Source organism: Streptomyces sp. MS06, assembly GCF_047200655.1.
In the GTDB taxonomy this organism is placed as follows: domain Bacteria; phylum Actinomycetota; class Actinomycetes; order Streptomycetales; family Streptomycetaceae; genus Streptomyces.
Genome location: NZ_JBJZOJ010000013.1, coordinates 83,450 through 109,398, shown reverse-complemented (window position 1 = coordinate 109,398; position 25,949 = coordinate 83,450). Strand labels below are relative to the sequence as shown.

The window sequence follows — 25,949 nt, the reverse complement described above, 5'->3', positions numbered from 1 at the left end:
TGGGCGACGCGGGAGCGCGCGCGGCGGCGGCCGGGCCGGGCGCCCGGCCGCGCGGGCCGGTCAGTTCTTGACCTGGCCCTGCTTCAGCGAGAGCTGGTCCAGGAGCACGTTGCACTTGTCGCCGTCCTGGCAGGCCAGCGTGATCGTGTTGGTTCCCTTGGTGAGGGTGGGCCAGGCGTAGGTCTTCGTCCAGCCCTTCGCGAAGTCGCCCTTGTCGGCGCCCGCGAAATTGCTCATGTTCAGCTTGCTGCCGAACGGCTTGCCGTTGACGATCAGCGTCATCGACTGGTCCTCGCCGGCCACGCTGTAGCGGGCGAAGAGGGTGTAGACGCCGTCCTCCGGGATGTCGTCGACGGTCCAGGTGACGGAGGCGCCGGGCTTGTTCAGGCCGGTCACGTAGGCGCCGCCGGCGGACTGGGCGCCCTCGACGTCGGCGGCCGGGGTGGCGCCCCCGGCGAGCTGGAGGGTGCCGGCGTCCATCGTCGGCAGCTCCACCGCCTGCGGTGCGCTGCTGCTGGACGACGGGCTGGGCTCGCTGCTCTGCGACTGCGCGGGGGCGGTGGCGCCCGCCCCGTCGCCGCTCTTGTCGCCGCCGGGGTCGCCGTTGGCCATCGCCAGGCCGATCCCGATCACCACGGCCGCGACCACGGCGACGGCGCCGATGAGCAGGCCCTTGGTGTTGGGGCCGCGGCCGCCGCGGCCGGACCCCCCGCTGCCGCCGGCGCGCGGCGGTTGCTGCGGCGGCCCCGCGGGAGCGCCGCCGGGGAAGGTCTCGGGGGCCGCGTAGTGCGTGTTCGGCTGACCGTAGGGGCCCGGCTGCTGCTGCGGCGGGACCTGGCCGTGGGGGGCGCCGGCCCGCTGCTGGCCGGCGTACTGCCGCTCACCGACCGCGCGCACCCGGCTGACCGAGTTCGGGTAGCCGTAGCCACCGGAGGGCGGCTGGGCGCCGTTGGCCTGGCCGTCGGCGTAGAGGTAGCCGAACGGGTCGTCGTCCTCGGGGTTCCCCGGGGCGGGCGAGCCAGGGCCGTTGTTGCCGGGCGTCATCCCTTCGTACTCCTCAACAGGTGCGGGGCGGATGCGGTGCTCGTGTAGGGGTGTGGCGAACATTGAGCGTACCCGCTCTGCAAGGCCCGAACGGGTGACTCGCACCGCATCGGTGCCGGGTCAGCGCGGTGACCTGGAGATCATCCCGCACGCCGGTGCTGTTTGGGACGAGATCGTTTCTCGACGTACATCCGCTCGTCGGCTGATTTCAGCACCTCGTCCGCGGTCATCCCGCAGTGCGCCCAGCCGATGCCGAAGCTGGCGCCGACGCGGACGGCGCGGCCCTCGGCGCGGATCGGCTGGATGATCTCGTTGCGCAGCCGTACGGCCAGGTCCTGGGCGTCGGCACGGCCGAGGCCGTCGGCGAGGATGACGAATTCGTCACCGCCGAGCCGGGCCACCGTGTCGCCGTCCCGCACACCCCGGGAGAGCCGCTGGGCGACCTCGATGAGCACGGCGTCGCCGGCGTTGTGCCCGAACCGGTCGTTGATCGACTTGAAGCCGTCGAGGTCGCAGAAGAGGACCGCGAGCCCCTTGGCCCCGTCCGCGCGGTCGCCGTCCGGGGTGACGGTGTGCACATGGTGGTCGTAGGCGTCGAAGGTCTCCGCACCGGGCCGGAGGTCGAAACCGTGGCCTGCGGTGCCGTGCACGGCGGGCACCCCGGTGGCCGCGTCGTACTGCCCGTACTGCTCGTACTGCTCGTGGGAGTCGTAGGCGTCCGCGGCGGCGGGGCCGAAGGACTCGTACTCGTCCAGCGCGGCCGGCTGGGCGGAGGCCGGGCGCCGGCACAGCCGGGCGGCGAGGCGGGAGCGCAGCTCCGCGGAGTTCGGCAGGCCGGTGAGGGAGTCGTGCGAGGCACGGTGCGCGAGGTGGAGCTCGCGGCGCTTGCGCTCCTCGATGTCCTCGACGTGGGTGAGCAGGAAGCGGGGCCCGTCGGCGGTGTCGGCGACCACGCTGTTGCGCAGCGAGACCCAGACGTAGCTGCCGTCGCGGCGGCCCAGTCTGAGTTCCGCGCGGCCGCCCTCGGCGGAGGTGCGCAGCAGGGTGCCTATGTCCTCGGGGTGGACCAGGTCGGAGAAGGCGTATCGGCGCATCGCGGAGGCCGGACGGCCCAGCAGCCGGCACAGCGCGTCGTTGGTCCGCAGGATGCGCCCGTGCTGGTCGCCGCCCATCTCGGCGATGGCCATGCCGGAGGGCGCGTACTCGAAGGCCTGTCGGAAGCTCTCCTCGCTGGCCCGCAGCGCCTGCTGCTCGCGCTCCAGGCGGACCAGGGCGCGCTGCATGTTGCTGCGCAGGCGGGCGTTGCTGACGGCTATGGCGGCCTGGAACGCGTACATCTGCAGCGCCTCGCGGCCCCAGGCGCCGGGTCGGCGGCCGTTGCGCGGCCGGTCGACCGAGAGCACGCCGATCAGCTCGCCGTGCGGGCCGCCCTGGGCACCGGGCGCGTACATCGGGGCGAACAGCCGGTCGGAGGGGTGCCACTCGTCCTCGAAGCGGGGCGCGGGCCCGTCGGTGTACCACTGCGGGACGTCGTCGTCGTCCAGGACCCAGCCCTCGGTGTGCGGGATGAACACCAGGTCGCCCCAGAGCTCGCCCATGCCGAGGCGCCGGTCCCAGGCCTCGCGGGATCCGACCCGGCCGGTGATCAGTGCCTCGGCGGCCTGGTTCCCGGCGAACGCGGCGACGACGAGGTCGCCGTCGGGTCGGACGAGGTTGACGCAGGCCAGTTCGTACCCGAGAGCGGTGACGACGCCGTCCGCGACGGTCTGCAGCGTGTCGGCCAGGCTGCGGGCGGTGTTCATGTCGGCCATGCCCTGGTGCAGCTGCCGCAGGGAGGCAAGACGGACGTAGGGCTCCGACTCGGTCTCCATGCTCGCCCTCCCCCCGAGACCTCTGAGCGAATCAAGGGTGTTCCGCGGCGCCTGCCGGCATCCGCCGGCATCTGGTGGCGTCTCCCCGTCGCTTCCCGTGCGTTCCTCTCCGGCCTGGTGTCGTTGCAGCGTCTCCGCCACTGAATCACAGCGCGCTGCTCACCCGGTACACAGGGTCAACAATTAATGCCCCTTGTGACTCAAGTCACAGTAGAACGTGAACATTTGAGTGCGGTTTCTGCATTCTCCCCGTGCGTTCACCGAACGCATGCTTTGCGAGTATGCGGGATCGGCGTCGCACTCCGCCCTCCCGGGGCGGGCCCCGGGACCTAGGACCGCGATCGGACCCGGGTCCGATGCGGGGGGTGCGGAGCGCACACTAGCGTCTCGCACGTGCTGAAGACCTCCCCCGCCGAACGATGCCCCGCCCGTTCCGCCGCGACCTGCCCCTCCCCCGTCGGCGCCGCCGCTTCCGGGCATGCTGAGGGGGTGACCGACGACGAGTTCCGTGCCGCCCTGTCCCGACTCGCCGCGGGCGTGGTCCTGGTGACCGCGCAGGAGCCGCCCCTGGACCCGGACGACCCCGGGGCGCCCTCCGGCGAGGACGTCGGCATGACCGCCACCGCCTTCCTGTCCGTCTCCCTGGACCCGCCGCTGGTGATGGTCAGCCTGCGCGCGGGCGCCCGCATGGACGACCTGCTCGCCGAGCAGCCGCTGTGGGCCGTCTCGGTCCTCACCGAGAACCAGCGCCAGGTCGCGGGCCGCTTCGCGATGAAGGGCCGCATCAGCGACCGGCTGCTCTTCCGGGACCTCCCCTGCGTCCGCGGCGAGGCGACCGGCGCCCCGCTGGTCGACGACGCGCTGGCGACCCTGGAGTGCCGTACCGAGCAGCGCGTGCCGGCCGGCGACCACACGCTGGTGATCGGCCGCGTGCTGACCGCGCGGGCCCCGAGCACGGGGAGCGGACCGCTGCTGTACTTCCGCGGGCGGTACGGGCGCCTGGGCTGAGCCCGAAACGGCCTGCGGGGCGGTGCACGCCGCTATGTCCAGTTGCGGCCGGACCGGGTCCGCTTCACCTCGGACCGCTGCTTCTTCTCCCGCAGCCGCCGCTCGTTGACGCCCCGCGGGATGCGGGTGGGCCTGCGCGGTGCGGGCGGCGGGGCGGTCGCCTCGGCCAGCAGGGCGGCCAGGCGTACGGCCGCGGTCTCGCGGTTGCGCCACTGCGAGCGGTGCTCGGAGGCCCGCACCGAGACCACCCCGTCGGTCAGCCGGGGCGCCAGCCGGCGCAGGGCGCGCTGCTTCCACACCTCGGGCAGGGCCCCGGTACGGGCCAGGTCGAAGCGGAGTTCCACCTGCGAGTCGGTGGTGTTGACGTGTTGCCCGCCGGGCCCCGACGACCGCGAGAAGCGCCAGACGAGCTCGGCCTCGGGGAGCGCGACGGAGCCGCGGATGACATAGGGACCGGACATGTGCTCCATGTTCCCGCGTGCGCCCGGGCCGCGTCACCCCGATTTCCCGGACGGCCCGCCCCGCGGGAGGAGCCGGGGCCACGGTCGGCGGGGAGGGCCCCGGTCACGGCCCGCGCGGGCCCGGGAGCGAGACCCTCGGGTGCCCGGAGGTAAAAAGGGTAAAGGACTCAGGAACCGGGGGGACCCTCCGCGACGTTCCTACCGTTGACGCTAGCTTCGTCCCGGGCAACGCCCGTCCGTACGCAACAAGGGAAAGGACTCCCCATGGCTGTAAGCCTGTCCAAGGGTGGCAACGTCTCGCTCACCAAGGAGGCACCGGGGCTGACCGCCGTCACCGTGGGCCTCGGCTGGGACGTCCGCACCACCACCGGCACGGACTTCGACCTGGACGCCTCCGCGATCGCGGTGAACGCGCAGGGCAAGGTCTACTCCGAGCAGCACTTCGTCTTCTTCAACAACAAGCAGACCCCGGACAGCACGATCGTCCACACCGGGGACAACCGCACCGGTGAGGGCGAGGGCGACGACGAGGCCATCAACGTCAACCTGGCCGGCCTCCCGGCCGAGATCGAGAAGATCGTCTTCCCGGTCTCCATCTACGACGCGGAGAACCGCGGCCAGAACTTCGGCCAGGTCCGCAACGCCTACATCCGCATCGTCAACCAGGCCGGCGGCACCGAGATCGCCCGGTACGACCTCTCCGAGGACGCGGCCACCGAGACCGCCATGGTCTTCGGCGAGCTCTACCGCAACGGCGCCGAGTGGAAGTTCCGTGCGGTCGGCCAGGGTTACGCCTCCGGTCTGGTCGGCATCGCCCAGGACTTCGGCGTCAACGTCTGAGGCAGGCGCGCCCGCTGGGGCGGCGCGCGCGGTTCACCGGTGCGGGGAGGACTCGTCGAAGAGTCTCCGCAGCCATCGGACCCGCGCGGCGGCCGCCTCGGCGCCCGCCGCGCCCTGCGGCCCGGGAAACAGCCGGCCCCAGGCGCAGGCCCGCCCGACCGCGCCGAGCCGGCAGGCGAGGCCGGCCGCCCGCCGCAACTCCGCGCCGCCGAGGCCCTCGCCGGTCCACGGCTCCAGATAGGCGTCCCGCAGGCGCGGCAGCACCTCGGCGCCGAACCGCCGGGCCGCCATGCGCGAGGTCACCAGCAGGCTGGTGAACGGGTGGGCGACGGTGGCGTCCCCCCAGTCGAAGAAGGTGAACCGGCCCGGCCGCGGCACGAGGATCTGGCCCTCGTGCAGGTCCGAGTGGTCCAGGGAGTCCGGGACGCCCGTGGCGGCAAGCTCCCGGCACCAGTCGGCGAGCCGAGGCCGCAGCGCGCGGAGCTCCGCCCGCTCCTCGTCCGTCACGCCCTCCGCGCCGTCGACGAGCCGGTCGTAGAGGCCGGGCAGCGCCGCGGCCCGCGCATCGGGCACACCGAGTTCCCGGAGTCGGCGGACATGCGGCAGCAGGGCCCGCTGCATGCTCGCGTACTGACGCAGCGGCTCCTCCCAGGCGCGCGCGTCGGCGGGCCCGCCGTCCAGCACCGTGCGCCACAGCGTGCCGCCCTCCGGCAGCAGCGACCAGCCGCGCGCGGCGTCGACCGCGATCGGTCTCAGCACGTGCCGGGGCACCCAGGCGGCCAACGCCTGCCCCAGTCCCGCCTCGAAGGCGCTCGCCGGCGGGTTGGCCTTGAACCAGGCGGCACCACCGCAGCCGCCGGCCGGCGCCACGGGGATCCGCACCAGCACTGACCACGGGCGCAGCCGCACCCGCAGCGGCCCCGACACCGGCGTCCCCCGGGTGCTGAGCTGCCGCCGGGCCCAGTCCACGGCCGCCCGGCGCCAGCCCTCGTCCTCCCACGGGGTCACCGCGTCCCGGTAGCCCTCGCGATCCACGACCACCGACGCCTCATGCATCACGCCATCCCAGCATCGCGCCATCCCGTCACCGCCTCAGCCGCGCCTCCACCGGTTTTCCCCGGCCCCGCTCCAGGGCGCCCCACTCCCCGACCCGACACGTCCCACGGCCCCGGCGCGAAGCGCTCGCGCTCCGCGGAACGTTCGCGTCAGCACCGCCTGACGCCTTTGCGCTGCCCGGCGCACCGCACCGCACCGCACCGCCTTCAGGACCGCGCGGTCGAGCCACCGGACCGCCGAGACCACCGGAGCCGTCAAGGCCGTCAAGGCGTAACGTCTAGCCTCCGCCTCATGATCCTCGAACCGCTCCGCCTCACCGACGAACACGACGTCCCGTCCCCGCTCCTCACCGAACTGACCGCTCTCCACGCCGCCAACCGCGACTTCCACGCGCTGAGCGGCGACTTCCCCGACCCGGACGACATCCGGCCGGAGCAGGTGGCGGCCGCGCTCGCCGACGAACTGGCGCATCCGGGCGCGGAGGTGCTGCTGGCCCGGAGCGAGGGACGGCTGGTCGGAGTCGTGATCACCCTGGCCCGCCATCCCGACCCGGCCGATCCCGACCCGTGGATCGGACTGCTGATGGTGGACGCGGCCCGGCACGGTCAGGGGTGGGGGCGGCGGATCGCACACGATGTCGAGGAGCGGTTCCGGACCGCCGGCCGCACGGCGGTGCGCCTCGCCGTACTGGACGGCAACCCGCGGGCGTCGGCGTTCTGGGCCGCCCTCGGCTACGAGTTCCTCGCCCACCGGCGGGACCGCCGACTCGGCCGCCCCTGCACCGTGCTGCGCAAGCGGCTGCGTGTGCCGCGGCGCGCCGCGGCAGGTGGCCGTGGTCGACCCCGAGGGCGCCGTGTTCCTCCTGCGGTACGACAACGCCGAGGTCGGCGTGCACTGGGCGCTGCCCGGCGGTGGGTTGGAGGCAGGCGAGTCGCCCCGCGAGGGGGCCGGGCGGGAACTTCGCGAGGAGACCGGTTGGGCCGATCTGGAGCCGGGGCCGCTGCTGTGCACCTGGGAACACGACTTCACCCTCGGCGACGGCACTCCGGTCCAGCAGCACGAGCACGTGTACGCCACCCGCGGTCCGCGCCGGGAGCCGACCGGGTCCGGGCTCGACGCCGCGCACGCCGCCGACGGGATCCTCGGTTGGCGCTGGTGGACCCGCGGCGAGCTCGAAGCACCCGCGGAACCCGTGCGGCCGCCGGACCTGCACCGACTCCTCGCCGAGCGGCCGGAGTTCTGATGCCGGCCGCCGACGGCCGCCGGCCGGGGCACCTCCTCGGCCGCGGGGAGGAGGCCGACTGCACTCCCGGACGGCACATGTGACTGTCCCTCACATGTCCGGATAGCGAAGCCTTGGCCACGACTTCCGAAAACATTCACGTAAAACCTTGACTGCGCCCTGTCAAAAGCACGGCTCGGGATGTCACTCTCTCCTGGCTCGCCGCACCCCTCTGCCCCACCTGAGCCTCACCCACGAGGCCAGCGACAAAGGAGACCGAGTGAGACTGCAGTCCCGTGCCACCCGCACTCCCCGCACCACCGCCCTGCGCACCGCCGCCCTGATCGGCTCGGCGGCCATGGTGGCCCTCGCGATCCAGAACGGCCCCGCCAGCGCGGCTCCCGCTCAGGCGGGTGGCGCCCTGAACCTCCCCATGTCCGCCTCCGCCCGCGCCGCCGCCTTCCAGTCCGCCGAGCACGCCGCCGGCGCCACCGCCCGCGAACTCGGCCTCGGCGCGCAGGAGAAGCTCGTCGTCCGGGACGTCATGGAGGACGCGGACGGCACCGTGCACACCCGCTACGAGCGCACCTACGCCGGCCTCCCCGTACTCGGCGGCGACCTGGTCACCCACGTGTCCCGGTCCGGTGCCCTGAAGGGCGTCACCAAGGCGACCCGGGCGCGCATATCCGTGGCGTCCACCCACGCGGCCGTCCCGGCGGCCACCGCGAAGGCCCACGCCCTCCAGGCCGCGGACTCCGTGAAGTCGGCCACGGCCAGCTCCCGCAAGGTGATCTGGGCCGCCGGCGCCAAGCCGGTCCTCGCCTACGAGTCGGTCGTCAAGGGCGTCCAGGCCGACGGCACGCCGAGTGAACTGCACGTCGTCACCGACGCCAACACCGGCAAGCAGATCTACTCGTACCAGGCCATCGACACCGGCACGGGCACCAGCGAGTACAGCGGCACCGTGACGGTGGGCAGCACTCCCTCCGCCTCCGGCGGGTACGACCTCGTCGACGGCGGGCGCGGCGGCCACGCCACCTACGACCTGAACGGCGGCACCTCCGGCACCGGGGCCCTGTTCCACGACGCCGACGACAAGTGGGGCGACGGCACGACCGGCAACCGGCAGACCGCCGCCGTCGACGCCGCCTACGGCGCGGCCGTCACCTGGGACTTCTACAAGAGCGCGTTCAACCGCAACGGCATCGCGGGCGACGGCAAGGCGGCCTACTCCCGCGTCCACTACGGCAACGCCTACGTCAACGCCTTCTGGGACGACAGCTGCTTCTGCATGACGTACGGCGACGGCCAGAACAACGCCAAGCCGCTCACCTCCCTCGACGTCGCCGGGCACGAGATGAGCCACGGTCTGACCGCCGCCACCGCGGGACTGAAGTACCGCCGGGAGTCCGGCGGTCTGAACGAGGCCACCTCCGACATCCTCGGCACCTCGGTGGAGTTCTTCGCGAACAACTCCTCCGACCCCGGTGACTACCTCATCGGCGAGAAGATCGACATCAACGGCGACGGCACGCCGCTGCGCTACATGGACAGGCCCAGCAAGGACGGCGGCTCCGCCGACTACTGGTCGCGCTCGGTCGCCCGGCTCGACGTGCACTACTCGTCCGGCGTGGCCAACCACTTCTTCTACCTGCTCAGCGAGGGCAGCGGCGCCAAGACCATCAACGGCGTCAGCTACAACTCGCCCACCTACGACGGCTCCACCGTCACCGGCATCGGCCGGGACAAGGCCGTCCAGATCTGGTACCGGGCCCTGACGACCTACTTCACCTCCTCCACCGACTACGCCGGCGCCCGCACCGGCACCCTGCAGGCGGCAGCCGACCTGTACGGCTCGGGCAGCGCGGAGTACAACGCGGTGGCCGCGGCCTGGTCGGCGGTCAACGTCAACTGAGGTCCGCCCCTGCGGACCCGGCAGCGGACGCGGGAACGCCCGGCGTCCGACCGTCGGTCGCCGCAGCCGGGTCCGCCGGGGCTGAGCCGCCCCGGCGGACCCGGGCGGCGGCGCCCGCCGGCCCGCATCCGACCGGTGGCGGCATCGGCAGCGGTGCCGCCACCGGGCGCCGGGGGTGCCGTGCCGCCCGCCTCGAAGATGCCGCGTCGGAGCATGACACCATCGCTGACGTGCTCGACATCGGCTACGCCCTCTCCCTCCGCTTCCCGGACCCGCCGCAGACGGACTACCGGCACGCGGACGTCCACGCCCTGCGCCACGACCTGTTCTGCGGTGACGTCTACCTCGCGGACACCGAGTCCGACCGGGAACTCTCCACAGCCTGGGGATGGGTGCCGGTGCTGGACTTCGCCTGGGCGCTGTGCGACATCGTCGAGCACGTGGACCGCGATCCGGCCGGCTCGCGCGCGGCCCGCCCCCAGCACGCGGAGCTGGACTTCACCGAATCCACCGACCGGCTGCTGTTCGAGCGCCGCTTCGGCTGGGTCGACATCGCCTCCGACTGGATGCCGGCCGAGGACGCCCCGCTCACCTTCCCCCACAGCCTCCTGCGCCGCGAGGCCCGGGACTTCCTGCACGACCTGATCGCCGACCTGTGCGACCTGCACGAGGACCTGGCCGAGAACCCGGCGATCTGGACCCTGCAGGCCCGCTTCCCCCGGATGCCGTGAGCCGCCTCCCACCGCAGCGGCGCCGCACGCTCAGTCCTGCACCCGGATGCCCAGCTCCGCCGCCAGCACCGGGGCCAGGTCCAGCAACTGGCCGGTACTGATCACCGCGCCGGCCAGTCGGCCCACCCCGCGGGCGATCTCCAGGGGAGCGGCCCGGCGGAGGTCCACGTCGGTCAGCTCCGCCGTGCCGAAGTCCGCGCCCTTCAGCGCGCAGTCCACGAACTCCACCCGCCGCAGGCGGGCGCCCGAGAAGTCCGGTTCGACCAGGACGCAGGACTCGAACACGACGTCGGTCAGCCTCGCCGAACGCAGGTTCAGGTAGTCGATCTTCCCCCCGGTGATCCGCACCCGCTCCAGGACCGCCCCGTGCAGCTGCACCCCACCCAGGCGCGGGTCGCGCAGCTCCACGTCGCGCAGCGTCGCCTCCGCGAGGTCGGTACCGACACCGCGCACCCCGGTGAGGACCGTGTCCAGCACGCGTGCGCGGCGCAGCCGGGTCTCGTCCAGCGCGCACTCCTCCAGCGCGCAGTCCATGAACCGGGCGCCCGCGCCGTCCTGCCCGCCCAGGTCCGCGCCCCGGAACTCCAGCCCGTCGTAGTCCCCGTCGGGCTCCAGTCCTCCGCCGTGACCGCGGAGCTCCGGCAACCGCACCTCGGGCCTCCGGGCCGCCTTCACCGACCCGGCCCCGGTCTCTCCTCGCACCATGGCCCCATGCTGCACCCCACCACTGACAAACACCTCTGAACTGCTCGAACGCCCCGCCACCCGACGCCGTGCGCGGGCCACCGGGACGGACCGGGACACGCGCGCGGGCATCTGCGGGCATCTCCGCAGCGCCCGCCGGAAAGGCAGTCCCGCCAGGCACGACAAGCCGCCGTCCCGCCCGCGCCGGCCAGTCGGCCCACCCCGTCCACTGACCCCGTTCCCCGGCCCCGTCCCCCGGCCCCGGCAACCGGCCCCGGCAACCCGGACAGCCGGGATGCGACTCATCCCGATTCATGGTCTTCTGTCCGGGTGAGTGTCCCCCGAAATGGTGACCCCGGGACGGCCGCGCACGCCGACCCCCGCCGCTGGTGGGGCCTGGTCGTGATCGCTCTCGCCCAGCTCATGGTCGTACTCGACGCGACCATCGTGAACATCGCCCTGCCGTCCGCCCAGCGCGACCTCGGCATGTCCGACGGCAACCGCCAATGGGTCATCACCGCCTACACGCTGGCCTTCGGCGGTCTGCTCCTGCTCGGCGGCCGGATCGCCGACCTGGTGGGCCGCAAACGCACCTTCGTGATCGGCCTCATCGGCTTCGCCGCCGCCTCCGCCCTCGGCGGCGCGGCGACCTCCTCGGGAATGCTGTTCGGCGCCCGGGGGCTGCAGGGTGCGTTCGCCGCCGTCCTGGCACCCTCCGCGCTGTCGCTGCTCACCACCACCTTCACCGATCCCGAGGAGCGCGGTAAGGCCTTCGGCATCTACGGCGCCCTGGCCGGCAGCGGCTCCGCCATCGGTTTCATCGTCGGCGGGCTGCTCACCGAGTACCTGAACTGGCGCTGGACCCTCTTCGTCAACGTGCCGATCGCGGTGCTCGCCGTCTTCGGCGCCTTCTCACTCCTGCACGACCGCCCGGGACACGCCGGCGTCCGTCTCGACGTCCCCGGCGCCGTACTCGGCTGCGGCGGTCTCGTCGCCATCGTCTACGGATTCAGCGAGGCGCAGCCCCGCGGCTGGACGGACCCCCTGGTGCTCGCCCTGTTCGCGGCCGGCATCGTGCTGCTCACCGCGTTCGTGTGGTGGCAGACCCGTGCCCCGGTACCGCTGCTGCCACTGCACGTGATCAAGGAACGCAACCGGGCCGGCTGCTTCCTGACCATGGCGCTGGCCATCATCGGCCTGTTCGGCCTGTTCCTGTTCATGACGTACTACCTGCAGGAGATCCTCGGCTACTCGCCCGTGAAGACCGGACTGGCGTTCCTGCCGCTCACCGTCGCCATCATCGTGGGCTCCACCCAGATCTCCGCCCGCCTCCTCCAGCGCACGGCACCGCGGGTGCTGATGGTCCCGGGCATGGTCCTGGCCGCCGGAGGCATGCTGATCCTCACCCAGATGACGGTGCACAGCTCCTACGCCACCGAGGTGCTGCCGGCCCTGCTGCTCCTGGGCCTCGGCATGGGACTGACCTTCATGCCCGTCTTCGCCACGGCGACCGCGGGCGTCGCCCCGCAGGACTCCGGTGTCACCTCCGCCACCGTCAACACCTCGCAGCAGGTCGGCGGCTCCATCGGCACGGCGCTGCTCAACACCATCGCCACCACCAGCACGACCGCCTACGTCGCCGCCCATCTGCAGAACCCCGCGGACCGCACCCGGATCGTGCGGGAGGGCACGGTGCACGGCTACACGGTCGCCATCTGGTGGGCCGCCGGCATCATGCTGCTGGCCGGCCTGGTCGCCGGTCTGATGGTCACGGCCAAGGCGCCCCGGCACGGCGCACCGACCGACACCCCGGTACCGGAACCGGTGGTCTGACGCACGGCACCGCCCGGCACCGACACCGGCCCCGACACCGGCCCCGGCCCCGGCCCCGGCCCCGGCCCCGCGCCGGGAGCGCTACCCCTGGTGGCCCTCGCCCAGCGCGGCCAGCGCCCCGTCCGTCAGCCGGTAGGCCGTCCACTCGTCCTGCGGTCGCGCGCCCAGCGCCTCGTAGAAGCCGATCGCCGGCTCGTTCCAGTCGAGCACGGACCACTCCAGGCGCTGGTAACCGCGCCGCACGCAGATCCGCGCAAGTTCCGCCAGCAGCTCCCGGCCGTGACCGGAGCCGCGGGCGGCGGGCCGGACGTACAGGTCCTCCAGGTGGATGCCGTGCACCCCGCGCCAGGTCGAGAAGGACAGGAACCACAGGGCGAAGCCGACCGTCTCGCCGGAGCCCTCGTCCTCGGCGACGTGCGCGAACACCGCGGGTTGCGCACCGAACAGGGCCTCGTGCAGCTGTCCGGGCGTCGCCCGCGCCTCCTGCGGGGCCTTCTCGTAGGCGGCGAGCTCCTGGATCAGCGCGTGCAGCGCGGGGACGTCGGCGGGGGTCGCGGTGCGAATCATGCCCGCAGGCTACGGGCTGCCACGAAGTCGGCGCCCGCCCCGGGCCCCCTCCCGACCGGGCCCGGGATGTCGGTCACCACCCCGCCCGCCCCTCCGTGGCTGAATCGGCGCATGGCAATCAACCGGGGTCTGACCGCGGCACGCGACTACGTCCGCGCCGCTCCCGGCACCTACGTGTGGTTGGGTGTCCTCTTCGTCACGACGGTCGCCCTGCACCACATGTCACCGGAGTTCGAGCGGGAGTTCCTGCGGACGCGGTCGACGAACCTGCAGGAGCTGTCGACACGCCCGGTGCGGGTGCTGTTCGCGAGCGCGATGTGGATCGACGGCGGGCACTGGGTCCCGTACGCGGTCCTCTACACGGTCTTCCACGCGCAGGCGGAACGCCGCCTGGGCACCGTGCGCTGGCTCGGGGTGTGCGCGGCGGCCCACGTGCTGGCCACCCTGATCAGCGAGGCGCTCCTGCTTCAGGCGATCCGGGACGGCCACGCACCGCACTCGGCGCTGCACACCACCGACATCGGGGTGAGCTACGCGCTGGCCGGCGTGGTCGCCGTACTCACCTACCGGATCCCGGGGCCGTGGCGGTACGGCTACCTGGCGGCCGTGCTCGCCGTGTACGGCGTCCCACTGCTGCGGGGCCCCACCTTCACGGACGTCGGCCACTTCGCGTCCGCGCTGATCGGACTGGCCTGCTACCCACTGACCCGGACTCCCGCGCATCCACCGAACCACCCGTCCACTGACGTCCGTTGAAGATCCGTTGACGGCGGCGCCGCGCCCTGCGGGACGCGACGCCACTCCAAAGAACCCCATGCAAAGAGTCTGTTGCAAGCATTCCTTTGCAACGCTATCTTTGTAGGCATGAACGAGCACGAGGAATCGCCCGTCCGCAATCTCGATGCCCGATCCCTGCGCGGGCTCGCGCACCCGCTGCGCATGCAACTGCTGGACGCCCTGCGCTTCGGAGGCCCCGCCACCGCCTCCCGACTCGCGGAAAAGCTGGGCGAGTCAAGTGGTGCGACCAGCTACCACCTGCGGCAGCTCGCCACTCACGGCTTCATCGAGGACGCCCCCGAGCGCGGCAAGGGCCGGGAGCGGTGGTGGAAGGCGGCCCACCAGGGCCTGCGCTTCGACGAGGCACTGCTCACGGACGCCAGCCCGGACGTGCGCGGGGCCGCCGACATGTACCTCCACGAGGTTGCCGCCACCCAGACCCGGGACCTGTCGACCTGGCTCGGCAACCGCCAGACATGGCCGGAGGAATGGAACCGCACCTGGGACATGAGCAGCGCGACACTGCGACTCACCCCAGAACTGACCCGGGAACTCGTCGAGAAGATGCACGCACTCGTCGACACCTACCGCGACCGGGCCGCCGACCAGGACGACGCCGACACCGCCCAGGTGCGCATCCACACGCACGCCTTCCCCCTCACCTCGGAATGAAAGGCCACAGCCCGATGCACCCCGGGAACCACCTCGCCCTGCACCATGCCCGCGCCGCCGAACTCCGCACCGAAGCCGACGCGCACCGCCTCGCCACAGCAGCCCGACGCCCCCGGGACCTCCGTGCCCGTCTCGGCTGGACCCTCGTGGAAGTCGGACTGCGACTGACCGCCGCTCCCAAGACGGCAGCCGCCGTTCCGTAGTCCCACGCTTCCGCGAAGCGGCATGCACGGTCAACGACGGCCCGGCAGGCGCGCCGGCGGAGGAGTACGGCGTGCAACCGCCAGCGCCCCCGCAATTCATGATCCCGGGGGCGCCGACACGGGCCGACGGCGGAGCCCCTGGTCGGATTCGAACCGACGACCTTCGCTTCACAACTTCGATCACCCCTCGCCCGGCGGCTCGAGGTCCGCCTCCTGCACCGAGGGCACGACTGGCTGCCGTGTGTTGTGCCGTCCGGGCCGTCGATGTCCACGCTGGGCGTCAACGGAACAGCTCTGAAACCGGGCAGACCTCCAAAGGCTCGTCCGGCCTGTCGGCCCAGCGCCACCAGACGTGCCGATCTGTACACCTCCACAGCGTCCGGCATGTCCGCCGTCCGTCGTCCTCCCGCCGAGAGAGGACGAAGCCGCCGGACCTCATGGACTGGCTGCACTCGGGGCAGGCGGGGGTGTCGGTCATTGGTAGACGGAGGCGCGGTGCTCCTTGCGGTCCCGTTTCCTCCGCCCCCTCTCAACCCATGCGTGCGGTTTTCCCGCACACGGCTCATCGGTGATCTTCTTGGCTGAGTTGCGCGGCCTTCGGGTACCGAACCGTGCCGCGCAGGCGGTACAGCCCCAGCCCGTGGAACAGTCCCCGTCCCACCGGTGAAGTTGCCCGGCTCGCACATTGCGTCCGCGCTTCTCGATCACCAGGCCCTTCAACCGACGCTCCACGTAGCGGTCCACCTGGCGATACACCCCTGGATCCTCTGCGTATGCTCGGCTTGGCGCAGGGGGGGCGAACATGTGGGACGGACCATTCTTCCGGGTGCGCCGCGAAGGCTACGAGATCTGCTTCGTGCCCGGCGCAGGTGAGGACCTGGCGAAGGTGGACGACGTCGACATGTGGGTGATCCTCGACGACGGTGATCGATGGTCCGGCACGGTGTACACCCTGGATGTGATGCGGCGGAACATGGACCGCTGGCGCGACACGGGTGAGTGCCTTGACGGCAGCTACTTCTGGGTCTGGGATGGCCTGATCGTCCGTGACCAGGGCATCCCCGCCATGGTCCGCGTCATCGACCATCTCGTGGGCACAGGCGGGTACCGAACGACGCTGCGCCACGTGGGTCCGGAAAAGGACCTGGGCTGAGAAGACCCCTGAAAACCGCCGTCGGGGCGGGTCCCGTGAGCCACAAAGCCATGCTCGTTCCTTCCTGCCCCTGGGTCTTGCCGGAGAGACCAGAGCAAGCCACGGCGGCGAGCCTTGAGGACGGCAACTGAGTTTTCAGCTTGGGAAGTTTCGGGCATTGAGGGTAGTTCGGGGAATTATCTGCACGAAGAGGTTTCACTCGTGGGGAGCGCTGTCTGTGGGCATGGCTAGGGTCTTCAAACGCGCGGCCGGCTTCCGAGGTGTCCAGCTCTGTAGAGCAGTTGCATCCCCGGCTCTGTCTGGGGGCGGTCCGGGTACGACCCGGGACCCAACCGACGGTCGGGCTTCGTCGATGGCCAAGGAGAGACCTGCCAGCGCCGGCCGCGCACCGAGCGTGGCGTCGCCGCAGGAGCAGTAGCATGCTTTCCAAGTCCATTGGGGGATCTGGTCGGTGTGCAGGGACGTTCACCTGCGCTGATTGAGGGCTCGTCACCAGCCTGGGATCGGCTCGCGGTCTCGACTGAACGCCGGTGAACCGGACTGGATGAGACACAAACTGAACCGGTCTGTCCGGCGGTCGTTGTCAGTGGCCGCAGCTAATCTCCAATCATGAGCGTGATCGGCGAGTACCTACGTGTCACGGCTGCTGAGCTTGATCGAGCAATCCAGGATCCCCACTGGGCGCTGGATTTCGTCGAAGAGGTCCGGGACACCGAGGAGGAGACGGAGTCCGCGCCAGCCGAGGCGCGGCACTTCAGTACGTACAAGACCTGGGACGTGCTCCGCTTCCTGCTGGCGCGCGCAGAGTTCCCCGTGAACGTGATCCACGGTGAGGAGCCCTTCGCCGAGCATGAGGACTGGGGCTACGGGCCTCCGAGGTACCTGCGGCCTGAGCGGGTTCGGCTCGCGGCGGAAGCTCTGCGGGCTACCGGCTATGGCCAACTCGTCAGAGGTGTGGATCCTGCCGAACTGACCAGTGCCGAGGTGTACCCCCTCGGATGGAGCGAGCCGGGCGCACTGGAGTGGGGTCGTCACTGGTACGAAGGCCTCACTCAGTTCTTGGAGGCTGCTGCCGGAGCGGACGACGCGGTGCTCGTCTGGTTGGACTGATAGGCAGACACAGCGGTAACACCTCAGCTTGGGCGGCTGCGATCATTCGGGCCCCTCATGTAGCCGACTTGGGCGGACGGTTGGTAATGGGGCTCGTCAGTGTCAGTGGCGTGCACCGTGGTCCCCGCTACTCTCCGCCCTATCTGGTGCGCTTGCGGCACAGCACCGTTGTCAGCATCTGCCCGTACCCTTCGGAGCGTTGGGTCGGTCTGCTGTTGCTGTACGGAGACAGCGCGGCCAAGGGGGGTGGCTCAGAAGAGATCCCCGAGCCACATCGGTCCGGGACTTTGTGAAGCTCCGACACCACCCCCCTCCAGAGCCCCTGGGGCGTGCACGCTCCACTCGGTCGGCCAAGCTCGCCGAGTGGCTGCCGTACTGGCTGGAGCACTTCATCAAGCCCGACCGCAAGCGGATGGCACCCGTCATCCCGCGTCTTCACCACTGGCACCGGCCGCCCGATCGACCCGCAGAACGTCAACCGGTTGTTCTTCCGCATCACCGCCGCGGCCCGCCTTCGGTGTATCCGCCTGCACGACGCCCGGCACGGCTGCGCCACGCTCCTCACCGCTGCCGGTGTCGCGCCCCGCGGCGTGATGGAGTTCCCGGGGCACAGCCGGATGAGCAATTGTCAATTCCTGTGGATCACCGTGGGGAGCCTCAAGTGGCCCGCAGCCATTGATCGAGGACTGCGAAGTCTTCGTTGGTGAGGCCGCGGGACGACGCGATGCGGTGGAGGAAGGCCGGGGTGGGGTGGCGGGTGGACACCCAGTCCCGATCGGCATCGGTGATCTCGTCGTCGACCCAGACGAACGGGCGTACGTCCGCCCATGCCGCTAGGGTTCGGGTCTTCCAGTGGAGCCCGAACCACGTGTTCTCGCGTTCCTGCGCGTCGGAGGGTTCCGGCCAGTGCACGACCGGCAGCGGCGGCAGACCGAGCAGCGGTGCGATGTCGGTGTTCGCCGCCTCCTCCCAGGTGGTGGCCCAGACCAGCTCGCACGGCAGTGCCGCGAGGCGAGGCCCGAGGTGCGGGTCGAGCCGCGTCAGGTGCGAATCTGTCGCGGTGCCTGACGGCTCGCGCTGCGGGCCGTCGCCGAACGGCAAGAGAGGCCCGTCGACGTCCAGGAACAGCAGCGGGAGTTCCTTGCGCTCACTCATGCCGCAACCTCCCGCTCACGCTCGACCAGGACGCCACGTTCGAAGCGGGCGCCGCTGCGGACGAGGGCGACGAGGTGGGGTGCGGTGATCGCGCGCCAGCGGGCCTGGGCGGACTCGGCAAGCTTGAACACCATCGCCAGGGCCGCGGCCGGGCTGCCGGCACCGCGGGTGACCTTGGTCCGCAGCTTCACCGTGCTGAAGGTCGACTCGATCGGATTCGTCGTGCGCAAATGGACCCAGTGCTCGGCCGGGAAGTCGTAGAACGCCAGGCGTTCATCGACGTCGTCGGTGATCTTCTTGACGGCCTTGGGCCACTTCGCGCCGTAGGCGCGCCCGAAGTCCTTCACCGCCTTCTCGGCGTGATCGCGGTCCTCGGCGTTGTAGATCTCCTGCAGCGCCTTCTTCGCGCCGGGCTGGGCCGATCTCGGCAGGGCATTGACCACGTTCCGGGTCTTGTGAACCCGCACCTTTGATGTCTGGCCTGCGGAAACACCTCGGCCAGGGCCCGCCACAGCCCGATGGCTCCGTCGCCGACGACGAGCTCGGGATCGCGCATGCCGCGCCGGCGGCAGTCCCGCAGGAGGTCGGCCCAGGACTCGGTCGACTCGCGCAGGCCCTCGGCGAGCGCGATCATCTCCTTACTGCCGTCGGTGCGCACGCCCATGAGGACCAGGACGCAGGAGCGGGCCTGGCCGAGGCGGACCTTGGGGTGGACGCCGTCGGCCCACACGTACCCGTAGTCGGATCCGGACAGGTCCCGGTCCTGGAAGGCGGCGTGATCGTCGCTCCACTGCTTGGTCAGCCGGGTCACCGTGGCCGGCGAGAGCCCAGCGGCCGAGCCGAGGAACTGCTCCATCGCGGGCACGAAGTCGCCGGAGGACAGCCCGTGCAGGTAGAGCAGGGGCAGGACCTCGCTGATCTTCGGGGACTTCCGGCACCAGGGGGCGAGGATCTTGGACGAGAACCGCTTGCGCTCGCCCGTCTCGCCATCGACCCGCTTGTCGTTCACCCGCGGCGCCTTCACCACAATCGGCCCGGCGGCGGTAGTCACCGTCCGCTCGCGGTGGTGGCCGTTGCGGACCACCAGACGGCGACCAGCCTCGTTCCGCTCGCCCGCCAACTCGGCTATGTACTGGTTGACTTCGGCCTCCAGGGCCGCAGCGAGCATCCGACGGGCTCCCTCACGGACGATGTCGTCCATCAGGGAGCCGCTCTGGGGGGTGCCGTCCTCGTTGACTACGCTCAGCACGGGCGTGCCTTCCCGACCCGCGCTGCAACGCGGGCCTACTCGATGACCAGAAGTCGATCACTCGGGAAGGTACGCCCTCCGCGTTCCGCGAGGCACCCCTCCCGAGCCCGATCCACAGGTCTTGAGCATTGCTCCAGCCGGATCAGCATCACGACGGACGTGTACACGCACGTGACGTCGGACACGCAGCGTGAGCCCATCAGCCACATGGACCGCCTGCCCGGGTGACGCCCCCGACCGTGGGTGACCGGCCCCGCTGGTGTCGCCCGTGGATGTCGAACGCCCCGGAACGATCACCGTCCGGGGCGTTCGTGCTGCTCAGGATGAGAGCCCCCTGTCGGATTCGAACCGACGACCTTCGCTTCACACGTTCCACCAGCAGGACGCTTCAAGTGGCTGGCTTACCCGCTGCGGGGCGACACCAGTACTCCGGAGAGTCGTGGAGGTTGCCCCTGTACGCCGACGTTGCCGTCAGGTGCTGCCGTCAACGGCGCTAGTGCTGCGTCTGGTTGAGGGCCCAACAGCTCACACTGCTAAGTGCCGCTGTGGTCTACTCAGTTGTCGTGATGAACGTAGGGCAACAGCAACTCTTCCACTTCACACATGTCCGGCACCTACCCGACATCCTGGCCAAGAAGCAACTGGTCTCGGACAGTGTCATGCAAGGCAGGGGCGGTGTGCCGGTGGAGTGTGGGGACAGGGACATCAAGGCCGAACGGCGGACGCGACGGGTTACTGTCCCGCCTTGCGGGTGCCCTGCTGACTACGTTCCGTTCTATTTTGCCCCGCGATCCCCGATGCTCTATGTGATCAGTCGAGGCGGCGTATCGACGTACCGGGAAGGGCAGCCCCCACTCGTCTATCTGGTCACGTCTGTGGACGCTGTGAGGGCGTCAGGAAGGCCCTACGTGTTCAGCGACGGCAACTGCGCCAACGAGATCACCCGTCACTTCAACGACCTGACCATGCTGCCGAGCGTCGTTGATTGGGAGATCATGGAAGCAAGGTACTGGGCGAACACGGCTGACGATGGCGACCGCATGCGACGGCGCATGGCAGAGCTGCTGGTGCATGAGCACCTTCCTGTGCCCGCTCTCCAGGAGATCGCAACTTACGATCATGACCATGCACAGGAAGTACGGCACCTGCTCAGGGAGGCAGGGACCGAGATTCCGGTCACTGTAGCGACCTCGTCAAGGAAGGACAACGATGATCACGCGTGGCACCGGCAACCTGCTTCTGGCAGATGTCGATGCCCTTGTTAACACGGTCAATACCGTGGGCGTCATGGGCAAGGGCATCGCCTTGCAGTTCAAGCGAGCTTATCCGGAGAACTTCAAGGACTACAAGGCGTCTTGCGATCGCGGCGACGTCACGGTCGGCCGAATGCATGTACATGAGGTCAAGCAGCTAGGCAGCCCAAGGTTCATCATCAACTTTCCAACGAAGCGTCACTGGCGTGCCCCATCACGAATCGAAGACATTGCGTCAGGTCTCGTGGCGCTAAGGGACGAAATCGTCGAGCGAGGAATCACATCTATTGCCGTCCCGCCACTCGGGTGCGGTAATGGTGGTCTCGCATGGCGCGATGTCGAACCAATGATCCGTCAAGCATTGGGCACCATTCCGGGAGTAGAAGTTCGAGTTTGGGAGCCATCCGGAGCCCCAAGCGCAAGCTCAATGCCGAATGCTACTGAAACACCTGAGATGACGCGAGAGCGTGCAGCCTTTCTTGCTGCGCTCGATCGATACATCCGGAGCGGAATTGCACGGGGCCTGGCATTTGAGCCACGCGTATCGCTACTAGAGGCACATAAAGTTGCATACTTCCTGCAAAAGCTACGTCTACCGCTAGGACTCCAATTTGAGAAGGGTATTTACGGACCCTACTCACAGCCTCTTGATAGAGCGGTCTCAACGATGGAAGGCCACTTCGTAACAGGGTTCGGCGACGAAACCAGCGGCGCTCAGGCGATCCTCGAACTCAACAAGGACTCCGTGGTCGAGGCCGAGGAACTGCTAAAGCAATACCCAAGCTTCGAAGAAACTGCAGCGAAGCTCCAGACACTGACGGCAGGCTTCGAGGACGCATTCGGCATGGAACTACTGAGTACCGTTCTGTTTGCCGCCGAGGAACTCGTGACGCCCCCACCCACCCCCGAATCCGTTACAGCCTGCATCAGGGGTTGGAACCATCGCAAGCAACGCCTCTTTACCGAGGAGCACGTTCGGACGGCATGGCAGCACCTTGCTGAAGTGGGACTCCTTTAGCCTGGATCGCAGCGGTCTCGCACGTACGACGGCGTGCATCACGCTGCCGTCAGAAGGCGCCTTAAAGGACGTGTCCCGTTGCTCTCTGAAAGAGTGCCCCTGACCTTCGGTGCGGAAGGTCCACGACACGCACGAGCGTAAAGCCTGCATTCTTGTAGAAGCGGTGCAATCCCTGATTGTCCTTCCAAGCATCCAACCGCAACCATTGCTTTCCCTGTGTCGCTGCTCGCTCCGATGCCCAGTCAAGCAACGTGCCGCCAACACCAGCGCCGGCAAACTCACGCTTCACTGCCATGCGGTGCACATAGAGAGCCGCTTCGGGCTCGTCGTCCGGCGTCCAGAATTCAGGGTCGGCGAGTCGTCAAGCTGGATGGTTGCGATTGGCTCGTTGTCCTCGAAGGCTCCGCAGGTCAGACGCGGTTGCAAGGGCTCAACCGGCGCTGTCGACGCAACCGGCAGCACCAACTACCTCAATTCGGGCGGGCCGGTGACGCCACGCAACGGCGCACCGGCCCTCATCCACGGTCTTGGAGGACCCTTTCGTGGACTGGAAGCAAGCATGGTCGACCACGCGTGCGGACACGACCGCAGCGCCGTCGGCGAACGCCGGGTGCTCGCCCTGATCGCCGACCACACCGCCCACCCGGCGCCGCTAGGGGAACTGCCGTCAGGTTCTGCCGTCAACGCCCCCGTGATCAGCGATCACGGGGGCGTTCTGCCTGGTCACAGGCGGAGCCCCCTGTCGGATTCGAACCGACGACCTTCGCTTTACAAGAGCGGCGCTCTGACCAGCTGAGCTAAGGAGGCCTGCGCGCGGCCGGCGGCCGCGTGCCCGTGCAGTGTACCCAGGCACCCGGAGAGGCCCGTCGAGAGTTTCCGCGAAGTTCACAGGGGTCCCCCTACTGACAGACCAGGTGAACGCCAGGTACCGTCCTGATTCGGTCCACCTGTGTGGACCGAGTCACCACCTTCCTACAACGGATCGTCCGGCACGTTCCTGCCGGTAGAAGGGGGCCCATACACCATGGCCACTGTCACGTTCGACAAGGCGACCCGGGTCTACCCGGGCTCCGAGAAGCCCGCTGTCGATGCACTCGACATCGACATCGAGGACGGCGAGTTCCTCGTCCTGGTCGGCCCGTCCGGGTGTGGAAAGTCCACCTCGCTCCGCATGCTCGCGGGGCTCGAGGACGTGAACGCCGGAGCGATCCGCATCGGCGAGCGCGACGTCACGCACCTGCCGCCGAAGGACCGGGACATCGCCATGGTGTTCCAGAACTACGCGCTGTACCCGCACATGTCGGTCGCCGACAACATGGGCTTCGCCCTCAAGATCGCCGGCGTGCCGAAGGCGGAGATCCGCAAGAAGGTCGAGGAGGCCGCGAAGATCCTCGACCTGACCGAGTACCTGGACCGCAAGCCGAAGGCCCTCTCGGGCGGTCAGCGCCAGCGTGTCGCCATGGGCCGCGCGATCGTGCGCGAGCCGCAGGTGTTCCTCATGGACGAGCCGCTGTCCAACCTGGACGCCAAGCTGCGTGTCTCCACCCGTACGCAGATCGCGAGCCTCCAGCGTCGGCTCGGCATCACCACCGTGTACGTCACCCACGACCAGGTCGAGGCGCTCACCATGGGTGACCGGGTGGCGGTGCTCAAGGACGGTCTGCTCCAGCAGGTCGACTCCCCGCGCAACATGTACGACAAGCCCGCGAACCTGTTCGTGGCCGGCTTCATCGGCTCCCCGGCGATGAACCTCGTCGAGGTACCGGTCACCGACGGCGGAGTGATGTTCGGCAACAGCGTCGTGCCGGTCGACCGCGAGGCGCTGTCCACCACCGCCGACCAGACGGTCACCGTGGGTGTCCGCCCCGAGCACTTCGACGTGGCCGGCGCCGACTCCGAGAAGGGCGTCGCGGTCACCGTCAACGTCGTGGAGGAGCTGGGCTCCGACGCGTTCGTCTACGGCACCGCCGAGGTCGCCGGCACCACCAAGGAGCTGGTCGTCCGCGTGGGTGGCCGCGAGGCTCCGGCGAAGGGCAGCCGGCTGCACGTCGTGCCGCGGCCCGGCGAGTCCCACGTGTTCTCGACGTCCACGGGCGCGCGCCTGTCCGACTGACGCCCCCGGTTCCGGGCAGAGGGCTCCGCAGCGTGCTGCGGGGCCCTTTCCCGTATCTCCCGTCCCGCCTCTCCCGTCCCGTGCCTCCTGCCTCGCACCTCCTGTCCCACACCTCCTGCGTGCGGCCTGCCGTCGGGTCCTTCCGCCCGGCTCTTCCCGGGCGGCTCTTCCCGGGCGGCTCGCCTCCCGGCCCCTTCCGCTCGAACGCGCGCCCCGCGCCCCCCACCGGCTCCGCGGCCTGCCGCGGAGCCCCGGGGCGGCTTCGCGCCGCGTGCGCACCCCCGACCGGCTCCGCCGCGTGCCGCCGCAAGCGGCCTGCTTCGCCGTGCGCCGGGGGCGCCGTCCACCGGGGGCGGCCGTCCGGGTGGGGGCCGCCGTCGGGATGAGGGCCGCCGTCGGGATGGGGGCCCCGTCGGGATGGGGCCGTCGGGACGGCGAGGGGACGCAGTTGCCGGATACCCCGGCATTCCGGACCGTTTCGAGCGGCGTGCGTCAACCCGTTACCCCGAAGAAGGCACTCTCTCATCCCCCGAACCGGTGACTAAATGTCGCCAAATCATCACCCCGCGCTACCCTCACTCGCGTGAAGCACTCCACCACCCAACAGACGCGACGCGGTCACCGGGGCCCCGCCCGCCGGATCGGCCGCTCCCTCGCCCTCGTCCTGCCCGTCGTCCTGGTGCTCTCCGGGACCCTCGCGGTCACCCGGGTCAACTGGTCGGGTAACCCCTCGGACTCGGTGCTCACCGCCTCCGACGTGTCCTCCGCGGCCGGCTCCGCCCACGCACCCTCCCGCAGCCCGCAGGAGGTGCTGCGCGACCAACTGCTGACCGAACTGCAGCAGAAGGACCCCGGCGTGGCCCTCACCCACCTCCAGCAGGCGATGAACGAGCGCCCGTCGCTGGCCCGGCACTGCACCTCCATCGCCCGCGCCCTGGGCCGCGCCGCGGTCCGGGTGTACGGCCCGACGCGCGCCCAGTCCTTCGCGCGTCCCGTCTGCGACACCTCGTTCGCCTCGGGCGTGCTGGCAGCGCACAGTTGACCGCCGCGCACAACTGACCGCCGCGCCCCGCGGCCGCCCGCCCGGTGCGGCGGGCCCGCGGGGCGGCCCGCGGTGCGTCACGGCTCGCCGGGCGGCACACCGCGACCGGGGCGGCCGTAACTCGCCTGCTGCGCCGGGTTCGGCGCCGCGTACAGTGCGGGCATGACCGATCCGCATGCCGTGTCCCGCCCCACGCAAGCCGTCATCCTGGCCGGCGGCCAGGGCTCCCGGTTGCGCCCGTACACCGACGACCGGCCGAAGCCGATGGTCGAGATCCCCGGCACCGGGACGCCGATCATCGGCCATCAGCTCGTCTGGCTGGCCGAAGAGGGCGTCACGGACGTGGTGGTGTCCTGCGGTCATCTCGCGGACGTCCTGCAGTCGTGGCTGAAGTCCGCCCGGCTGCCCGTCGACGTGCGCACGGTCGTGGAGACCGAACCGCTGGGCCGCGGCGGCGGCCTGAAGTACGCGGCCGCGCATCTGCCCCACCCGGACCGGCCCTGGTACGCCACCAACGGCGACATCTGGACGCGTTTCTCCCTGCGCGACATGGCCGACTTCCACATCGAGCGGGACGCCACGGCGACGCTCGCGCTGGCCCGGCCCCGCCTTCCCTGGGGTGCCGTGCAGACCGACGGGTTCGGTCACATCACCGACTTCATCGAGGCCCCGCCGTCCACCTTCGAGATCAACGCGGGCGTCTACGTCTTCTCCCCGGCGTTCGCGGAGCTGCTGCCCGAGCGCGGCGACCACGAGCGGACCACGTTTCCGCAGCTTGCCCGGAAGCGCCGGCTGGCCGGATTCCCGATCCCGCAGGGCGCCTACTGGCGTGCGATCGACACGGCGAAGGACCTGACGGAGGCGGCGAAGGAACTGGCGGCGCCGACCCGCTGACCGCTGCCGGTACACACATCCCCGCCCCGGCCCTCCCCCACCCCCGTACCGACTACCCGCACCGATCGCCCGTACCGC

General features: G+C 70.4%; 23 protein-coding genes, 1 tRNA gene and 4 pseudogenes. 18 read left to right on the top strand and 10 right to left on the bottom strand.

Annotated elements, in window-relative coordinates; translation table 11 throughout:
- Positions 1 to 60: 60 nt before the first annotated feature.
- Both ACL02U_RS09410 and cdgB read right to left on the bottom strand, forming a co-directional pair.
- Positions 61 to 1,044: a carbohydrate-binding protein gene (locus ACL02U_RS09410; RefSeq protein ID WP_412790220.1), complete on the bottom strand. Its 984-nt coding sequence runs from the start codon at positions 1,042 to 1,044 to the stop codon at positions 61 to 63.
- A gap of 140 nt (positions 1,045 to 1,184) precedes the next feature.
- Positions 1,185 to 2,915: a diguanylate cyclase CdgB gene (gene cdgB / locus ACL02U_RS09405; protein WP_412790219.1), complete on the bottom strand. Its 1,731-nt coding sequence runs from the start codon at positions 2,913 to 2,915 to the stop codon at positions 1,185 to 1,187.
- A gap of 489 nt (positions 2,916 to 3,404) precedes the next feature.
- Between cdgB and ACL02U_RS09400 the strand changes: the two genes are divergently transcribed.
- Complete coding sequence (locus tag ACL02U_RS09400; protein WP_412790218.1) at positions 3,405 to 3,923, top strand: flavin reductase family protein; 519 nt, start codon at positions 3,405 to 3,407, stop codon at positions 3,921 to 3,923.
- A gap of 32 nt (positions 3,924 to 3,955) precedes the next feature.
- Here the strand turns inward: ACL02U_RS09400 and arfB are convergent, their stop codons facing one another.
- Positions 3,956 to 4,393 carry an alternative ribosome rescue aminoacyl-tRNA hydrolase ArfB gene (gene arfB / locus ACL02U_RS09395; protein WP_412790217.1) on the bottom strand — a complete coding sequence of 146 codons (438 nt, stop codon included), beginning with the start codon at positions 4,391 to 4,393 and terminating at the stop codon, positions 3,956 to 3,958.
- Between the two features lie 255 nt (positions 4,394 to 4,648).
- Between arfB and ACL02U_RS09390 the strand changes: the two genes are divergently transcribed.
- A complete protein-coding gene (locus ACL02U_RS09390) occupies positions 4,649 to 5,224 on the top strand; it encodes a TerD family protein (RefSeq protein ID WP_412790216.1) in 576 nt (191 codons plus the stop codon).
- A gap of 33 nt (positions 5,225 to 5,257) precedes the next feature.
- Here ACL02U_RS09390 and ACL02U_RS09385 read toward each other — a convergent pair whose 3' ends face one another.
- Positions 5,258 to 6,280: an aminoglycoside phosphotransferase family protein gene (locus ACL02U_RS09385; RefSeq protein WP_412790215.1), complete on the bottom strand. Its 1,023-nt coding sequence runs from the start codon at positions 6,278 to 6,280 to the stop codon at positions 5,258 to 5,260.
- Positions 6,281 to 6,571: 291 nt separating this feature from the next.
- Here ACL02U_RS09385 and ACL02U_RS09380 point away from each other — a divergent pair.
- From ACL02U_RS09380 to ACL02U_RS09370, 3 genes and pseudogenes are all read left to right on the top strand, one after another.
- Positions 6,572 to 7,523: pseudogene (locus ACL02U_RS09380) on the top strand (GNAT family N-acetyltransferase).
- A 259-nt stretch (positions 7,524 to 7,782) separates the two neighbouring features.
- Positions 7,783 to 9,417 (top strand): M4 family metallopeptidase, encoded by a 1,635-nt coding sequence (locus ACL02U_RS09375; protein WP_412790214.1) that lies wholly within the window; start codon positions 7,783 to 7,785, stop codon positions 9,415 to 9,417.
- Between the two features lie 230 nt (positions 9,418 to 9,647).
- Positions 9,648 to 10,148: a hypothetical protein gene (locus ACL02U_RS09370; protein ID WP_412790213.1), complete on the top strand. Its 501-nt coding sequence runs from the start codon at positions 9,648 to 9,650 to the stop codon at positions 10,146 to 10,148.
- Positions 10,149 to 10,178: 30 nt separating this feature from the next.
- On the opposite strand, the gene ACL02U_RS09365 is transcribed toward ACL02U_RS09370, so the two are convergent.
- Positions 10,179 to 10,853: a pentapeptide repeat-containing protein gene (locus tag ACL02U_RS09365; RefSeq protein WP_412790212.1), complete on the bottom strand. Its 675-nt coding sequence runs from the start codon at positions 10,851 to 10,853 to the stop codon at positions 10,179 to 10,181.
- 309 nt (positions 10,854 to 11,162) lie between these two features.
- Between ACL02U_RS09365 and ACL02U_RS09360 the strand changes: the two genes are divergently transcribed.
- Positions 11,163 to 12,665, top strand: coding sequence for an MFS transporter (locus ACL02U_RS09360; protein WP_412790211.1), 1,503 nt, complete (start codon positions 11,163 to 11,165; stop codon positions 12,663 to 12,665).
- An 81-nt stretch (positions 12,666 to 12,746) separates the two neighbouring features.
- Here the strand turns inward: ACL02U_RS09360 and ACL02U_RS09355 are convergent, their stop codons facing one another.
- Positions 12,747 to 13,232: an N-acetyltransferase family protein gene (locus ACL02U_RS09355; protein WP_412790210.1), complete on the bottom strand. Its 486-nt coding sequence runs from the start codon at positions 13,230 to 13,232 to the stop codon at positions 12,747 to 12,749.
- A 111-nt stretch (positions 13,233 to 13,343) separates the two neighbouring features.
- Between ACL02U_RS09355 and ACL02U_RS09350 the strand changes: the two genes are divergently transcribed.
- From ACL02U_RS09350 to ACL02U_RS09325, 6 genes and pseudogenes are all read left to right on the top strand, one after another.
- Positions 13,344 to 13,988 carry a rhomboid-like protein gene (locus ACL02U_RS09350; RefSeq protein ID WP_412790209.1) on the top strand — a complete coding sequence of 215 codons (645 nt, stop codon included), beginning with the start codon at positions 13,344 to 13,346 and terminating at the stop codon, positions 13,986 to 13,988.
- A gap of 108 nt (positions 13,989 to 14,096) precedes the next feature.
- On the top strand, positions 14,097 to 14,681 hold the full coding sequence (locus ACL02U_RS09345) for an ArsR/SmtB family transcription factor (RefSeq protein ID WP_412790208.1): 585 nt from the start codon (positions 14,097 to 14,099) through the stop codon (positions 14,679 to 14,681).
- A 14-nt stretch (positions 14,682 to 14,695) separates the two neighbouring features.
- Positions 14,696 to 14,884, top strand: a complete 189-nt coding sequence (locus tag ACL02U_RS09340; RefSeq protein WP_412790254.1) for a hypothetical protein — start codon at positions 14,696 to 14,698, stop codon at positions 14,882 to 14,884.
- Between the two features lie 802 nt (positions 14,885 to 15,686).
- Entirely contained in the window at positions 15,687 to 16,037 is a 351-nt protein-coding gene (locus tag ACL02U_RS09335) for a hypothetical protein (RefSeq protein ID WP_412790207.1), read from the top strand.
- Positions 16,038 to 16,646: 609 nt separating this feature from the next.
- Positions 16,647 to 17,147 (top strand): YfbM family protein, encoded by a 501-nt coding sequence (locus ACL02U_RS09330; RefSeq protein WP_412790206.1) that lies wholly within the window; start codon positions 16,647 to 16,649, stop codon positions 17,145 to 17,147.
- A gap of 413 nt (positions 17,148 to 17,560) precedes the next feature.
- Positions 17,561 to 17,770, top strand: a pseudogene (locus ACL02U_RS09325) (tyrosine-type recombinase/integrase); the annotation flags it as partial.
- A gap of 34 nt (positions 17,771 to 17,804) precedes the next feature.
- Here ACL02U_RS09325 and ACL02U_RS09320 read toward each other — a convergent pair.
- A complete protein-coding gene (locus ACL02U_RS09320) occupies positions 17,805 to 18,302 on the bottom strand; it encodes an HAD domain-containing protein (RefSeq protein WP_412790205.1) in 498 nt (165 codons plus the stop codon).
- A pseudogene (locus ACL02U_RS09315) lies at positions 18,299 to 19,551 on the bottom strand (IS256 family transposase). Before ACL02U_RS09315 ends, ACL02U_RS09320 begins: the two are co-directional and overlap by 4 nt.
- A gap of 135 nt (positions 19,552 to 19,686) precedes the next feature.
- Between ACL02U_RS09315 and ACL02U_RS09310 the strand changes: the two are divergent.
- The 3 genes and pseudogenes from ACL02U_RS09310 to ACL02U_RS09300 form a co-directional block, all read left to right on the top strand.
- Positions 19,687 to 19,779, top strand: a pseudogene (locus ACL02U_RS09310) (oxidoreductase); the annotation flags it as partial.
- A gap of 338 nt (positions 19,780 to 20,117) precedes the next feature.
- On the top strand, positions 20,118 to 20,816 hold the full coding sequence (locus ACL02U_RS09305; protein WP_412790253.1) for a DUF4433 domain-containing protein: 699 nt from the start codon (positions 20,118 to 20,120) through the stop codon (positions 20,814 to 20,816).
- Positions 20,761 to 21,822, top strand: a complete 1,062-nt coding sequence (locus ACL02U_RS09300; protein WP_412790204.1) for a macro domain-containing protein — start codon at positions 20,761 to 20,763, stop codon at positions 21,820 to 21,822. The genes ACL02U_RS09305 and ACL02U_RS09300 overlap by 56 nt, the downstream gene beginning before the upstream one ends.
- A 61-nt stretch (positions 21,823 to 21,883) precedes the next feature.
- Here the strand turns inward: ACL02U_RS09300 and ACL02U_RS09295 are convergent, their stop codons facing one another.
- On the bottom strand, positions 21,884 to 22,117 hold the full coding sequence (locus tag ACL02U_RS09295; protein ID WP_412790203.1) for a GNAT family N-acetyltransferase: 234 nt from the start codon (positions 22,115 to 22,117) through the stop codon (positions 21,884 to 21,886).
- 438 nt (positions 22,118 to 22,555) lie between these two features.
- Positions 22,556 to 22,629, bottom strand: a tRNA-Thr gene (locus tag ACL02U_RS09290).
- Positions 22,630 to 22,846: 217 nt separating this feature from the next.
- Here ACL02U_RS09290 and ACL02U_RS09285 point away from each other — a divergent pair.
- The 3 genes from ACL02U_RS09285 to ACL02U_RS09275 all read left to right on the top strand — a co-directional run bounded on the left by ACL02U_RS09285 (position 22,847) and on the right by ACL02U_RS09275 (position 25,871).
- Positions 22,847 to 23,935 carry an ABC transporter ATP-binding protein gene (locus tag ACL02U_RS09285; protein WP_412790202.1) on the top strand — a complete coding sequence of 363 codons (1,089 nt, stop codon included), beginning with the start codon at positions 22,847 to 22,849 and terminating at the stop codon, positions 23,933 to 23,935.
- A gap of 583 nt (positions 23,936 to 24,518) precedes the next feature.
- Positions 24,519 to 24,977 carry a hypothetical protein gene (locus ACL02U_RS09280; protein ID WP_412790201.1) on the top strand — a complete coding sequence of 153 codons (459 nt, stop codon included), beginning with the start codon at positions 24,519 to 24,521 and terminating at the stop codon, positions 24,975 to 24,977.
- A gap of 162 nt (positions 24,978 to 25,139) precedes the next feature.
- Positions 25,140 to 25,871, top strand: coding sequence for a nucleotidyltransferase family protein (locus tag ACL02U_RS09275; protein WP_412790200.1), 732 nt, complete (start codon positions 25,140 to 25,142; stop codon positions 25,869 to 25,871).
- Positions 25,872 to 25,949 lie beyond the last annotated feature (78 nt).

Coding starts and splice junctions, on each gene's coding strand:
- ACL02U_RS09410 (WP_412790220.1), bottom strand. CDS start 1,044: ATGACGCCCGGCAACAACGGCCCTGGCTCGCCCGCCCCGGGGAACCCC.
- cdgB (WP_412790219.1), bottom strand. CDS start 2,915: ATGGAGACCGAGTCGGAGCCCTACGTCCGTCTTGCCTCCCTGCGGCAG.
- arfB (WP_412790217.1), bottom strand. CDS start 4,393: ATGGAGCACATGTCCGGTCCCTATGTCATCCGCGGCTCCGTCGCGCTC.
- ACL02U_RS09390 (WP_412790216.1), top strand. CDS start 4,649: ATGGCTGTAAGCCTGTCCAAGGGTGGCAACGTCTCGCTCACCAAGGAG.
- ACL02U_RS09385 (WP_412790215.1), bottom strand. CDS start 6,280: ATGCATGAGGCGTCGGTGGTCGTGGATCGCGAGGGCTACCGGGACGCG.
- ACL02U_RS09365 (WP_412790212.1), bottom strand. CDS start 10,853: ATGGTGCGAGGAGAGACCGGGGCCGGGTCGGTGAAGGCGGCCCGGAGG.
- ACL02U_RS09355 (WP_412790210.1), bottom strand. CDS start 13,232: ATGATTCGCACCGCGACCCCCGCCGACGTCCCCGCGCTGCACGCGCTG.
- ACL02U_RS09350 (WP_412790209.1), top strand. CDS start 13,344: ATGGCAATCAACCGGGGTCTGACCGCGGCACGCGACTACGTCCGCGCC.
- ACL02U_RS09345 (WP_412790208.1), top strand. CDS start 14,097: ATGAACGAGCACGAGGAATCGCCCGTCCGCAATCTCGATGCCCGATCC.
- ACL02U_RS09340 (WP_412790254.1), top strand. CDS start 14,696: ATGCACCCCGGGAACCACCTCGCCCTGCACCATGCCCGCGCCGCCGAA.
- ACL02U_RS09335 (WP_412790207.1), top strand. CDS start 15,687: ATGTGGGACGGACCATTCTTCCGGGTGCGCCGCGAAGGCTACGAGATC.
- ACL02U_RS09330 (WP_412790206.1), top strand. CDS start 16,647: ATGAGCGTGATCGGCGAGTACCTACGTGTCACGGCTGCTGAGCTTGAT.
- ACL02U_RS09320 (WP_412790205.1), bottom strand. CDS start 18,302: ATGAGTGAGCGCAAGGAACTCCCGCTGCTGTTCCTGGACGTCGACGGG.
- ACL02U_RS09305 (WP_412790253.1), top strand. CDS start 20,118: ATGAACGTAGGGCAACAGCAACTCTTCCACTTCACACATGTCCGGCAC.
- ACL02U_RS09300 (WP_412790204.1), top strand. CDS start 20,761: ATGATCACGCGTGGCACCGGCAACCTGCTTCTGGCAGATGTCGATGCC.
- ACL02U_RS09295 (WP_412790203.1), bottom strand. CDS start 22,117: ATGGCAGTGAAGCGTGAGTTTGCCGGCGCTGGTGTTGGCGGCACGTTG.
- ACL02U_RS09285 (WP_412790202.1), top strand. CDS start 22,847: ATGGCCACTGTCACGTTCGACAAGGCGACCCGGGTCTACCCGGGCTCC.
- ACL02U_RS09275 (WP_412790200.1), top strand. CDS start 25,140: ATGACCGATCCGCATGCCGTGTCCCGCCCCACGCAAGCCGTCATCCTG.